This is a genomic window from Lelliottia sp. WB101 (assembly GCF_003051885.1).
GTDB lineage: Bacteria > Pseudomonadota > Gammaproteobacteria > Enterobacterales > Enterobacteriaceae > Enterobacter > Enterobacter nimipressuralis.
Map to the genome: position 1 here is coordinate 1 of NZ_CP028521.1, position 13,137 is coordinate 13,137.

A 13,137-nucleotide genomic window follows, 5' to 3' on the forward strand; every position below is an offset into this window, starting at 1 on the left:
TCTGAAATACGGCATGGTCTGAATCTGTGTTACCCGTCACATTCCTCTCAGGGAAAAGGGGAAGCGGCTCCTCTTCCGTGACCGGTGGCACCACGGGCTCACTCTCCTCAACCCGCCCTCCCGTCAGACGCTGCGCATTCAGCAGCGACTCATCGCCTTCCAGGCGAATGATCACCCCGCTCTCCGGGTTCTCACGCGCCAGTTGCAGCGCCTGTGCAAAGTCGTCCGCCTGCAGCGTTTCGCCGTTCCGGCTGGACTGCAGACCCGCAAACCGCGCGTCTTCTGCCCCCATCAGCCGGTGCTCATCGCCCAGCTGCAGACGACGGCCCTCGTCGCTCAGGCGAATTTCCGTCAGCAGCACGCCACGCTCCTTGCCGTACTGGTTCCAGACGGCAGTGCCATGTGTGGCACAGGGTATTTCTTCCCGGGCGCAATAAAGCTGGCCATCGTCTCTCCCGCCAGCTGTGCGGTATTCAGTACCTGACGACCGAGGCCGGTTTTCTCCAGTGACACCGCGTTCTCAAGCAGCCAGCTGGCTGTACCTGCTCTAACATCACCCTGCTGATGCAGCATGTCATATGCTGTCAGGCGCTTCTCTGCACCTTCAATCCGCTTCACCCAGCCGCCGTATCGTCGGTATAGGTCTGCATATGCGTCACCGCGCGTGACAATGTCACGTACCAGGACTCCATCGAGGCCATCATCTTGCGTCCGCCCTCGATGCCGGCGAGACCGATAACGAGCTTAGCGCTGGCACCCTGAGAGCCGTTGACCGTGACGGCATAGGCCAGGTCAATATGCCGGTCGGCATCCTCTCCACAGCCGATACAGCAGTTTTTCCTGCCCGTCGCGCCCAAAGCGGATACCCCCTTCTCGGCGAACCCCGCCACCGTCCAGACATCGTTGGCCACGTAGCCCCGGTCCGTGTCGGTGCGGTTGAACAACACCTTATCCCCTCGCTGACGGCAAGCGTTCGGGTTTCATAGACGGAAATGTCCTGTGCGGTGTTCTCCTGGTGAAATCATGATTTCATGACCGTCCGGTCGCGAAAATACACAAATACCGCTCTTCGTATCGGCACCGGTGATGGTGTAGTACTGCTGGTTAAGCATTGCCGTCTTGCCGTATACTGCGCAAAACCGTCAGCCGAGCGCAGCGTATTGTCCGGTACCGCACGGGAGACAGCACGGACAGATGACGCTCTCCTGCCCGATATCACCGTCTTCCCGGCGGGCCTGGTGGATACCTTCATTATGGCGCGGCGGTCGGCGTTCAGCGGCGCACAACCAGCGTCTGCTCCTGAGCGTCACGGGTACGTCCGCGCCAGTCCGCGATAATGGCGTCAATGGCACTGGCGGGTGCATTCTTATCGTCTCCGCGGCTTCGGCAGATATCTCTTTTACCGTTCCGTCTTCAGGCTTTTCACGCTTAAACTCCATCACTGACTGCTCAGGCACCCAGGCGCCGGTCTTTCGCGGCACCATTGCCGGAGAGACGGCCTCCACACGTTCAAGGGACTCAGTGACCCTGCCGGCAATCACGCTCTCGACTGCAGGGCGCAGCTCGGGGTCTGGCGAACAATCTCCTGCATGATAGCCACGTCGGCGGCGCTGCGCTGCTGCATCAGGCGGAACGGCGTGCCGCCGCAATCGGCTGCAGCTGCGCTTCATCCCCGCTCGATACCATACGACCGTGACTGGCGGCGACAACCTGATGCAGTTCGGCCATGTCACGGTTGCCAATCATCGAGCTTTCATCGTGAGGAACAGGGTGTTGCTGAAATCGGGCTTCTCATCGCTGAGCAGCGCCTGTCGGTGTTCGCTGAGAAAGCTGGCCAGCGTCTGCGCCGGAACGCCCGCATCGCGCATCTCTTTCACGGCGCGGTGGTCGGGCCCAGGCCGATAACGAACGGGCGCTTGTCCTCCGTAGCGTACCAATCGCCCTCATCACCGCCCTATACTGGGTGGTCTTACCCACGCCCGCATAGCCCTGCACGCCCAGGAAACGGTCCTTACTTTCCAGTATCAGCTTCGTCGCCGCCGTCTGCCCCTGCGTCAGCCCCTTCAGCACACCGGCAGGCACCGCTTCCATCAGCGGTGATACAGCATCTTTCCCCTCCGCAATGGTCCGGATAATGGTTTTCTCCATCTCATACGCCACGCGCGGAACCAGCACATCGGTACCGGCGCCGACACCACTGGCAGGTGAATGAGGTCCCCGCTTTCCGTCTGGCGCTGTATTTCCGCGCTGACGTCCGCAAACGGTACGCCCGATGACAAAGCACGTGACAGCAGGTCCACGCGGGACATCTGGATTTTACCGTTCTGCGCCAGCGGCACGGCCAGGCTGACAGCCTGTTCAGCCGGCGACATCAGCTGCTCGCGTCGGGCCTCTACCGCACCGGATAAGTCTGCAGCATCAACAGAATCCATGACCCGTTCGCTCGCCAGGCGCACGACCGGACTGGCCAGCACGCGCTTCTCTGCCCGCGACCGCTCAAGGGAGTAAAGACATGAATATCGCTGCCGCTGCGCGACAGCCGGGTGAGTGAATCTGCCGTCAGCCGCTGTCCGGGCAGCAGGGCCAGCACCTGACGGTCGGCGCTCACGCTGCTGCCCACGCTCTCCACATAGTCGTGTGACAGCTTCAGCGCGCGGGAAGTGTCCAGCTCCACGCTGCGCTCGCCGGACTGCAGAACCAGTTTGCCCTCGTCGGTGACTGCACGGTATAACGCTCACCGGCTTTAATACTGCCCTTCGCTTCGCGCCCCAGGGTACGCAGCTCATCCCCCTGCGCCACATCGAGGGTTTTCGCCCTGAACAGGCTCCAGCTGCCATCCAGTTTGCTGATTTTCTGCACCAGACGCTCACCGGCCTCAGAAACCAGCACCAGGGAGTTGGTTTTGTCCGCCACGCGGTCGATGCTGTAGCGGGTCATCTCACGCTTCTCACTGCTCCACTGCTCCATCACCATGCCCGGGCGGTAGTTATCGCGCTGGCGGCGGGTTTTGCTGTCCAGCCATACCGGCTCAATAACGCTGAGCTTCGTATCCACCGCACCAATCTCACCGGCATCGCGGCGCGCTTCCCGGATGGCGTCGGTCAGCGTCTTCTGCTCCACGGGACCGTCAACCTGCGCCACCACGTCCCGGCCATTCCGCCCGGCCTCCACATACAGCCGGGCCACCTCACCGAAACGCGTCCGTTTATCCGGCTCGCTGACCAGCGTCACTTCCGGCTGCTTACCGCCGTAGAAGCGGTACTGCGGCACGTCACTCTCCTTCAGTACGGACAGGGCATTGCCGGTACCGGCGCGGTTCTGCGCGTCCATAAACACCACCTGCGCGTTCGCGGCCTGCCCTTTTTCCAGCACCAGAAGCGTCTCTTTCAGCGTCAGCTTTTCGGCCTGCTCGACAATCAGCGTGCTGTGCGCCGGAATTACCGTATCCGCGTTCAGGCCCGTGCGGTGCATCAGGCGCCCTTCCAGCAACGCATCCTGTTCCAGAAACGCACCGCTGCGCCGGTCAGAGGCCAGCACTATCACCTCACGCCCCTGCTCACGCGCCATCTGCGCCACGTCGGCGATGCGCTCACGCTGCGCAAGGGCGCCGCCCTTTCCGGACATCAGCGCCAGCGGGCTGCGGTCCTGCCCCAGCACCGAAACCGCATCGCCGGCAATATCCGTACGCGCCACGCTGCGGTCGGGAAATACTTCCGTGCGCTGCTCGCGCACCATCGTCTGCGCCAGCTGCTGCACGCTGAGTTCATTGAGGAGATGAATATCGGAGGTGAATATGCCCTTTTCACGGTCAAGGGGGATAAGGCGCTGCTGTTCGATGGCCTGATCAATACCCGCGCGCGCCTGCTCAAACACGCCAGGCAAAGACGGTAGCCGGTTAACTGTGCCGGACAGCAGCTCTGACATGGTGAACTGAACCTTTTTGTCCGACAGCGCCGAAACGGCCTCGCTCACGGCGAGGGCCACATCAGAGTCCCGTTCCGGCACCTCCGTGACTACTCCAGGTTGTCCGGCACTTACAGCGGCGTGGGCTACATAATCCTTCATATCAAAATCCCGCTTTTGCAGGCGGGTTTCCCAGCTCTTAACCAGTAGCTCCGCGTCAGCCCAGCTTTTTGGCTTACGGGTATCCAGCGCCGCCAAGTCCAGCGATTTAGCAGAAGCGTCCGGACCGGCTGCCTCCCGAATAGCCGTACTGCGGGAGGAAAACTCCTCCGTAGGGACATCCTTCAGGTCCCATAATCCATGGGGCCCCGCCTCTACCGTCTCGTAGCCCATCTGTGAAATATCATCGCGAAGAACGGTACGGTAAATATTACCAATCGCTATTTTGTTGCCATAAACGGCCTCACTGAACCCGGTTTTGAGCTTCGGGTCGCTCGCCAGTGACCGCCATTTCCCCTCTGTGAAGGTGGCATTCAGCACCAGGGCGTGCGTGTGGATTTGCGGCTCAAGATCTCTTGATGTGTCATGGTTAAACAGGGCCGCCACCATCGTTCCGGTGGAGACAGTCTCTGTCTTTCCGTTCTCCGTAAGGCGCGCCGTCACCAGACTTTCTACTTCCCGCATGGTGATTTCCACCGCGCGGTTATGTGCATCCAGCAGCTTCTTGTCACCCCCAATCAGAATGGCCATCGAGACGCCCTTTGGCGCAGAGAACGTCAGATCGTAGCCTGCCCGGTGCGTATTTTTATCACCGGACATGCGTGTCAGATCGGAGCCGTCCGGGAGTTTTCCCGCCATGACTGCATCCAGCGTGGTGGCATCCACGCGGCCTTCAAGACCGAGCTTCTCCGCCCCTTTCCCCAGCCAGCGGTCGTCCAGCGCACCGCTGACATAGTAGTTATCCTCTTTGCCGTAATACCCGGCATCGCCCTTAATCGGTGAAACAGACAACATCAGACGTACTCCCATTCTTTATCGCCGTGCTCCTGAGGGTGGTTGATATTCACCTCCTCACGACGAACCTGCTCCTGTGTGTTGCCGGTCTGCTGCGCCCACGCTTCATAGGCGGCAAAATCAATGATTTCACCGTCTTCGCTCATGCCTGCCGGCACAGGGTGTTCCTGCTCCAGCTCCTGCTGGGTTCCGCCACCCGCGCCCCCTGTCACAGCAGAGGCAGTAACGGTCGATTCATCAGACTGGCTCGCAGAGGTTGCCGCAGCAGTCACGGCCACCGCAGGCTTCACGTCAGGTACGGGGACAGCGGGTTCAGCAGGCAGGCTGGTCGCCTCTGTAACGGCCGCAGGTGTTTCACCCGGGCTGAACAGGGCATCCATCTGGCGGCGGTGTGCGTCATCGCGGGTGTCGATCTCGGTTTCGATGTCCTGATCGAGACTGGTTTTCAGATCGCGCATCAGCAGTGCCTCAGCCCGTTTTGGCATGCCCTGGTACTTCATGTTCAGGCGCACCACGGGATAGTCGCCAGGCAGCGTGACGAAGCACTCCAGATCGTTGAGCGACTGCACGTCGGAGTAGCTGACGATGTTGATACGCTCTTCATCCTTGCCAAACGAGATACCGTCACGCACCTGCTCATGACCGAAGCTGGTCTGCTCACTGAAGGTTTTGCGGCGGGTTTCACCAATATCCTCTTCCACGAACTTCGCCACCTTCGCGGACGGCGAGCGGAAGAAAAACTTGGTGTTCAGCAGGTCGAACATTCCTTCCGCCGCTTTGGGACCGTAGGTCTCTTCCAGCTGTGCATAGGACTGGAAGCCCAGCACAAAGCAGCCGCCGAACTTACGCGCTTCCGCGATGATGCGCGGCAGGGTGGGAAGCTTGTGCAGCGAGGGGAGTTCGTCATAGAAAAACCAGACACGACGCTCGCGGTTCTCCCCATCGCCAGCAGACTGGTTGCCGCGATGCTGAGCCACATTGAGATCAGCGGTTTAAGGGATTCGTGGTGCTCTTCATCTGAGGTGATAAACAGCCAGCCGTTGTTGCTCTTGTCCGCCTGCCCCTTCATCCAGTCCCGGATAGTGAATTTTTCTCGCCCCGGTTTATCGATGCCCTGCAGATAGCGCAGCGATTTCACATAGTTGGTGAGCACGCTTCGGATTGAGATGGCGGTCTTCTCGATTTTGCCGTCAACGAGCGTGGATGCCGGCGTTCCGGCCAGGTGCGCGCGCAGCTTATCGAGCGTGATGGCCAGCATGGTGCGCAGAAAGGAGTTGTAGGAACGGTCTTTGTCGCCGCGCATACGTTCGGCACCTTCAGCAAAGATGGTGCGGGCACTGCCCTGCCAGAACGGATCTTCCCCGGAACTGGAGGGTATCAGCGTGGAACTGACGTTCTCAAGCTCAGGCAGCGTGCGGCATTCCTCCCACATGTCCCAGTTGGGGCAGCGCTCGTCGAGAGCGTTGAGGACCTTGTCGCGGCTTTCATCGTAGAAGTCTTCAATGAAGGTGCAGCCCTTGTCGTAGATGATGACCAGGTCGCCGCGCTCGCGCAGGCGGCGCAGGATTTTGCGCATCAGCGTCGATTTACCGGAGCCGACGGTTCCGTGCATGGCGAAGTTCTGGATTTCCGCATCCTTCTTTAGCGCCAGGGCATCAATGCGAATATCGGACGCTTCACCGCGCTTTTTCATCAGCCGGGTCACGTCTTTCGGGTCGTCATTCAGAACGCGGCCGCCGATGACCTCATCCTCACTTTGTTTTCGCCCGGTCTGGCCGAGATACCAGTAAATAGCGAATGTTACCAAAAAGGCGACAAATAGCGTGGCACAGCCTGCAATCGCCAGTTCCTGCTTCAGCAGCTGGCCGCAATAGGTGGTATAAGCATCACTCAGTACCTGGTCGGGCGTATAACGAAATGAATCCTTGTAATACCGGATGGTGAAAACCTCTTTCGTGCCGGAGTTTTTCATGAACGGTGAAATCAGCTTTGCTGCAAAATAGATAATACCGTTCATCAGGTTCTGCAGTGAAATACGAATAAATAAAATGGCCATCATCAGCAGGGCGCTGAACATAATGACGTAATACGAAATGATATTATTTATCTGCAGGAACATTTTCAGGCGCATAAAAGACACCTGTCCACCCTGCGTTAAATCGCGTGGATTGAAGCTCATAGAAGACCTGTATAAATTCTGAATCAGAAACAACCACCAGTGTGACAGGGCTACATTGCATAGCCCTGTTTAAATTAACTCAACGAATTCTATGAATTGTTGTGGTAATCAAAATCGCTAAACTGGTTTGTGTGGTGGTCATAATTCACAAAAGATGTATCGCCGAAACCATAAACATTACCACCAACATCAATTGCATCGTTAGCCATTGGGAGTCCTGACGCAGGATTAGCCCCTGGAGAACTGTCAATAATGCTATTCGCATGATGATCGCTTTGTGGCCAGTACAGATCGTTACTCATCTGGTCATAGTTCGAATCAGCATAAGCTGCAGCCATCTGGCCATTCACATGGTTGATCTCAGCACACAAACCTGACCGTGAGACTGAGCCTCCATACTGCCATTTAGACTTGTCTGTAAACGACAGCACAAACGGGATTGCCATTATCGCATCGAGGCACACCACATAAAAAAGCAGTAAGAATATCGCATCCATTGTGCGTGAAGCTGTCAATGACATAGCAATACCGAGCGCAACAGCACATATATAGATGAAAACAATTACTATAAAACCACCTTTCCCAACAATCACAAGACTTTTTTCTTTACGTCTTCTTTTTAATACTAGCGCTAACACCAATACCACTAACTGCAAAAGAAAGAGAGGAAACATGAAATATGCATGTATATCAACATATACAACCGCAGAAAAAACAGCTGCAACCATCAAACTAATCACTCTAAAACCCAGTAAGTCGTGATTGGTAATCGCCATCAATTCTTATCCTTTTTAAATAGAGAGGGTGTATCCTCTACTGATTTATGCGGAATAAGCATATCTTTATCGAACAAACTTTGCCTTTCAGTTTCTGCAATCATCCCTTGCTCCTGCGCTTTGCTGGCATTTCCATGATTATCTTTCAGATTATCACGCCCTTTCTCAACCGTTCCTTTACTGGTATCAATATATTCGCCGTTTTCCGATATTTTTTCATCGACATCACTTAATTGCTTATTAACGCGATCCTGAGAGTCCTGCCTGATATTTGCGGCTTCCCCTTTATCACCAATAACACGGCTGTTATTGTCAAAAGTTTCCTGAACGGAAGGATTATTACCGGATGACACCCCTGGCATATTCTGCCCGATAGCGGCTTTATTTGAGCGGTACTGCTGTTCCAGCTGCGGTAAGACTCTTTCCTGCATGAACTCATGAACAAGCTGCTCACGCTCTGCGGCAACGTCCGGTGAACCGGTATCACTGAGTACAGCCTGCGCCCTGCCCGGTGCTTTCTGCGTGACATATCCGGTGAACATTTGGTCATAGTTCTGATCGAACTGAGCACGATGGTCTTTCGCGTACGTCGCCATCTCGCTGTACTCGCGCGCGCGCGTTTCACTGTTCTGCCAGGACTCAAACTCTTTGCTGGTTTCGCTGAGTGCCGCACCAAGCTGCTCGCTGAGATTATTGATGCCGGTGTCATTATGTGAAGCAGACAGCTTAGCCGCACTGGATTCAACGATATCGCGGGACTGGCGGAAGTCCTCAACCATCTGCGCATTTTTGTCATGGCTGTGGTCATGACGCTGCGAATTAGACTGGTTCGTTCCGTGAGAGGACTGTGTTGCGCCCGTAAACTCCAGTCCGGTATGCGCCTCTGCACTCGCACCCAGCCATTTTGGTGTGCCTACTGACCCTTTAACGCCTGCATTTGCCGCACCGCGACTGGATTTATCCATCAGTTCGTTATAGGCCGCAGACTTACTCAGGTTGTTTGCCTCGGCGTAGCGGTCGACAACCGACATCATCTTGCTGGCACCGCGTGTCATATTAGTCGTCTGCCCGGAATCGCCACTGCTTACCACCGAGTCGGTATGACCATGCTGCGAAGCAAACTGCTGCAGCTGGCTCCAGCTGGCCTCCTTGCCCTTCTGGTAGCCCGCCTGATGATGTGCCGACTGCGCGTACTGCTCGCGCGCACTGGCATTCCAGCCGGCAATTGTGGACTCCGCACCGCCGATATGGACCGCCAGTTTCGACATCCCCTCGCTGGTATTCATCACGATACCGAGGTCTTTCGTTCTGGTGAGAACGGCCCCGTTATCCAGCTGATGGCTGATATGGCCATCGCGGTGGCTGTAGTTGGTGTCCCACTTATTCCCCTGCACGTTGTCGGTCTGCATGTTATTGAAGGCGTACGTGCCGTCAACCGTCTGCGCGGACGACTGCGTGGCCGCGCCCTGCAGCGTCTGCCCCAGGTAGTTCCCCGCCTGCGACATCACCTGACCCAGCCCCTTCACCATACCCCATGCAATAAACGGAATGGAGATAGCCAGCCAGCCCGCCGTGGTCCCGATGTCCGAGTAGGTGTTCTGCACCTGGTCCATGGTCGAAAGCACCACCGGCGTGCCGCCGAGCTTATCCTTCAGGTAGAAGTTCATGGCGTGGTTCAGAATGGCAAACAGAACAGGCCACATCTGCAGGTAGGCAATGGTGTAGATATAGCCTCTCAGTACCTGCCATGATAAAGAGCTGACGACGGCCAGAATCACCAGGACCGGGAAGAGCGCAATCGTCATTCCCAGCAACACCGTGTGCATGATGGGCAGTGTGTGTGTCGCAATGCTGGCGCTCGTTGACTGCGACATGCGCATTTTGGCGAGCGACATCTCGCTGGAAATGTTGAGCATCCCCGCCGTGTTGCCGCTGTCCACCGCGTAGCTGTTTAATCCGTGGCGAATCCCGTTCATCACCACGTTGCGGCGGATAATCTCTGTTGAGCTGGCTGACGTGTTATGGAACCAGTTGTAGCTGTCGCTCAGCATTTCAGTAAAAATGGCGGCATTGCCATTATTTCCGCCGAACACCTGGTTTGTGAAGCCGTGCAGCCAGGAAGAGGCCTGCTTCATAAACGAGTTCGCATCCCTGCCGTTCAGGTCGCCGCTGTTGTTCTTCAGCCAGGCCGCCGCCGCTTCGCAGGTCATAAAGTTACGGTCGGCATCGTACAGACCACGAAGCGGACTCGGGTTGCTGAAGATAAGCGCATACGGGTCGTTTGCGCGCATCAGGTCGCCCATTGTGTACTTATGGTTCAGCTGGATATCCGCCACCACGCAGTTTTTCACGTAGTCTGTGAAAATACGCTGCGCCTCCGGCTCGGTGAACATGAAGTTGGTGCTGCCAACGGCCAGCGCGGCCCCGAACATCATTCCCGTTTTTGAGTAGGTCAGCGAATCCGGGCGCGCAAAGATGGTGTCATACACCTGGGTCATCCCCGCCCCGACGCGGGTCAGCAGGCTCGCCGGCACGGCAATGCCGGCTGGCACATTATCAATCTGGTAAATCGCCGACGGCTCGGACAGATCAATGACCTGCACATCCTCCTTAACGCCAATCAGAACGCTCACGACGAAGACGTAAAAAGCCGCCCACTTCATCAGCTCCATCAGGTCCTTGTTTTTGATGTACGCCAGCGCCGCCACCAGAATGGAAAACAGCGTGCCCATTGCCAGCAGATAGTCCGACGCGGAACTGTTGAAGAACATCGCCACGCCGTTGAACACGTCCTGGAACCAGCCGCCACCGGCGATGGTGTAGACCTCAATCACGTTTGCCATCAGTTAACTCTCCCGAACTGATAGTTGCCCATATACCGGTCGGTCATCTGGGAAGACACCTGCTGGCGCAGGAACTGAATTTGATTCTGGGCGCTGATAAGTGCGCTCTCTTTCACCTGCACGTCCATACGCAGCGTATTAAGGGCGTTGTTCGCATCACGCAGGCTGCTCCGTAACAGCGACATGCTTTCGCCCGGATAGTCCTTCCCTGCCAGCTGCGCGTTAACCTGCTTGAGGATGCCGTCCATGTACTGCAGGTAAATATCGCAGGCAATGTAGTCCGCCAGCTGATCGAACAGGCTGCGGGTTACGGAGAGAGAAGACTGGTCGATAATCCAGGTCAGAATGGGAATGGAGGTACTGTTGATGAACTTACGCTCTGCCTCCGTTAAAGCCGTGTCGGTGATGGCTTTATCCTGAATCTCCTCCAGCGTTTTACGCGTCATGCTGACCAGTGAACTGGACTCGGTAATCGTCAGTTTGTTAATGGATGGTGCCAGGCATTTGTTCGCGTTATCACACACGTAGACGTTCGCCGTGCCGCCGTTCATCATGGCGTTAAGCACCGCCTTGTCATTGGAAATCAGGCTCGGCAGGACACGCATGGTCCCTTTATTATCAAACGTCACCGTCCCGCTGACGCTCATGGCGAACTGCCGGAGTTCCTGGTTGTTACTCAGGGCGCTGTTTTCCATCGCCGCCCACATCAGGTTGATATCTTTCAGCACCTGGTCGGCCTCGCTGCCGGTCGCCTTATTTGTGACGCTGTCGTAGCTCCCACCGGTGGTACAGCCCTGACGCGACGCCGCCCAGTCGGAGAAGATGTTGTTCTGCCCCGCGACGGTCTGGCATACCGCCTGCTGCGACTCGCTCCACATGGACGCCAGCCCGCCGACGATACCCTGCGCCGCCTGGCAACTGGACATATTGAACTGGTTCATGTCCGAGGCCAGCTTCTGCACGTAGTCTTTGGCCGCCGCCAGCTCCGGCACGGTGGTCTTGAGCGCTATCTCGAACATGTAGCCCGGCGAGTTGGCCATGATTTGCTTCATAAAGGCGATGAACTGGTCGGCGTTGATGAACGACAGCGCCCCCAGATATACGTCGATGCCGCCGCAGCCGGAAGAGATGCTCGGCAGGCTGATGGACACCATCTGGATATTCTTCACGCCGGTGCGGCTGTAGAACGACCCGCCCGTCATATAGCGTGCGGCCTGCCCTTGCCAGGACTTTGCAGAGGTGGCGTTCGAGGAGTAGGTCATGTCGTTGAAGAAGGACTTCATATCGCTTTCGACGCTGGCGAGAACCGGCGTGGCCAGCCCCAGAAGGAAGCTGGCTGCAAGAAGGTTTTTACGCAGCATTGCTCCCCCCCGCCTTCCCTTTAAAAAGGCTGCGACCGGCACAGAAACAACGCTCATGGACTCTCTTCCCGCCAGCAATAAGCAGGCTCACCGCAAGCAATACCAGTGCGACACTGTCCAGGAATGATGTTGCAAGCTGAACGACCATGAGTGCCGTATCGTGCTTTGACACGGGTATGCACGACCATTTGATGAGCCAGGCAAACAGTATGCTGGTAAAACCAGCAATGACACCACAAAGTCCAAAAACGACAGGAACGGGTGAGCCGTCTTTAACATTCTGGTTGCTGTAAACGTATCCGGTCAGCGTCACCTCCCCAGACTCGGGGAAAGCAACAGTGATGCTGTCAGCGGTTACGTGGCTGACGGAGCAGCCCGTCGCCTCAATGTACCGAATGACATCGTCCCGACAGATATTGTCCATGCCATAAGACTTCACATAATTACGAACGGCTGCTTCAATTTTTTCACGGTTCACGGGGATATCCTTATGCTTTGGGAATGCGGCTTGAAGAAGGTTTATGACGATCGAGCGCCAGCCTGAAGACCTCATCAAGACGCGAGGCAAACGTCATCTCATCCGCGAACTGCTGCAGCAGCGGGTACGTTTCCATCGTGTGGACATTGGTCAGAAAGGTGGTCGGGGTGGCCAGCGGCAGTCCGGACTGGAAGTATTCCAGGATCACATCCGGCGTCGCTGCGAGCACATTCGTGAACGCCATATCTCCCTTACCGTCCATGCTGAACGGGAAGACCGGCAACCCCGTGCGATCGGAGAAGCCCTTCAGTACCGGATCGAACTTCTGGCTGTACTCGCAGCTGGACTGCATGAACAGCACGACCGTCCAGTCCGCCAGATTGACGGTGCGACCGTCGCTCAGGCGGTGAGGGATGGTTTTCGGTGCTGACGTGACGGGTTGTGCATCAGCAGAATCGCGGGCGGCTCTGGCAGCGGCCTTCGCCGCATCCAGCGCGCGGATTTCATCTATCGTGCTTTGTCCGGCGAACGAACAGGCCGACACGGCCAGCAGTGTGCCGGCTATCAGAATTTTTGCGTTCAT

At 56.8% G+C, this 13,137-nt stretch carries 11 protein-coding genes and 2 pseudogenes; 1 reads left to right on the forward strand and 12 read right to left on the reverse strand.

From position 1 onward, the window contains the following. The 5 genes and pseudogenes from DAI21_RS23565 to DAI21_RS23015 form a co-directional block, all read right to left on the reverse strand. Nucleotides 1–573 (reverse strand): annotated as a pseudogene (locus tag DAI21_RS23565) (conjugative transfer relaxase/helicase TraI domain-containing protein); the annotation flags it as partial. Nucleotides 574–614: 41 nt separating this feature from the next. After that, entirely contained in the window at nt 615–947 is a 333-nt protein-coding gene (locus tag DAI21_RS22260) for a hypothetical protein (RefSeq protein ID WP_107704308.1), read from the reverse strand. 195 nt (nt 948–1,142) lie between these two features. Next, nucleotides 1,143–1,541, reverse strand: coding sequence for a hypothetical protein (locus DAI21_RS23010; protein ID WP_159075450.1), 399 nt, complete (start codon nt 1,539–1,541; stop codon nt 1,143–1,145). Nucleotides 1,542–1,623: 82 nt separating this feature from the next. Beyond that, complete coding sequence (locus DAI21_RS23410; protein ID WP_107704309.1) at nt 1,624–1,746, reverse strand: hypothetical protein; 123 nt, start codon at nt 1,744–1,746, stop codon at nt 1,624–1,626. A gap of 45 nt (nt 1,747–1,791) precedes the next feature. Continuing rightward, on the reverse strand, nt 1,792–2,175 hold the full coding sequence (locus tag DAI21_RS23015) for an AAA family ATPase (RefSeq protein ID WP_159075451.1): 384 nt from the start codon (nt 2,173–2,175) through the stop codon (nt 1,792–1,794). 33 nt (nt 2,176–2,208) lie between these two features. On the opposite strand from DAI21_RS23015, the gene DAI21_RS23020 reads away from it, so the two are divergent. Beyond that, the gene (locus tag DAI21_RS23020) at nt 2,209–2,508 is read left to right on the forward strand and encodes a hypothetical protein (protein WP_159075452.1); all 300 of its coding nucleotides are present in this window, start codon (nt 2,209–2,211) and stop codon (nt 2,506–2,508) included. A gap of 138 nt (nt 2,509–2,646) precedes the next feature. Here DAI21_RS23020 and mobF read toward each other — a convergent pair whose 3' ends face one another. The 7 genes and pseudogenes from mobF to trbB all read right to left on the reverse strand — a co-directional run bounded on the left by mobF (nt 2,647) and on the right by trbB (nt 13,137). Then, the gene (gene mobF, locus DAI21_RS22275) at nt 2,647–4,932 is read right to left on the reverse strand and encodes a MobF family relaxase (protein ID WP_159075453.1); all 2,286 of its coding nucleotides are present in this window, start codon (nt 4,930–4,932) and stop codon (nt 2,647–2,649) included. Beyond that, a pseudogene (gene traD / locus DAI21_RS22280) lies at nt 4,917–7,096 on the reverse strand (type IV conjugative transfer system coupling protein TraD). Before traD ends, mobF begins: the two are co-directional and overlap by 16 nt. 89 nt (nt 7,097–7,185) lie before the next feature. Then, on the reverse strand, nt 7,186–7,872 hold the full coding sequence (locus tag DAI21_RS22285) for a hypothetical protein (protein ID WP_107704311.1): 687 nt from the start codon (nt 7,870–7,872) through the stop codon (nt 7,186–7,188). Continuing rightward, entirely contained in the window at nt 7,872–10,715 is a 2,844-nt protein-coding gene (traG, locus tag DAI21_RS22290) for a conjugal transfer mating-pair stabilization protein TraG (RefSeq protein ID WP_107704312.1), read from the reverse strand. The genes DAI21_RS22285 and traG overlap by 1 nt, the downstream gene beginning before the upstream one ends. Beyond that, complete coding sequence (gene traH, locus DAI21_RS22295; RefSeq protein WP_370447055.1) at nt 10,715–12,073, reverse strand: conjugal transfer pilus assembly protein TraH; 1,359 nt, start codon at nt 12,071–12,073, stop codon at nt 10,715–10,717. The genes traG and traH overlap by 1 nt, the downstream gene beginning before the upstream one ends. Next, complete coding sequence (locus DAI21_RS22300; RefSeq protein WP_107704314.1) at nt 12,066–12,554, reverse strand: hypothetical protein; 489 nt, start codon at nt 12,552–12,554, stop codon at nt 12,066–12,068. Before DAI21_RS22300 ends, traH begins: the two co-directional genes overlap by 8 nt. Nucleotides 12,555–12,564: 10 nt before the next feature. Beyond that, nucleotides 12,565–13,137: a type-F conjugative transfer system pilin assembly thiol-disulfide isomerase TrbB gene (gene trbB, locus DAI21_RS22305; RefSeq protein WP_107704315.1), complete on the reverse strand. Its 573-nt coding sequence runs from the start codon at nt 13,135–13,137 to the stop codon at nt 12,565–12,567.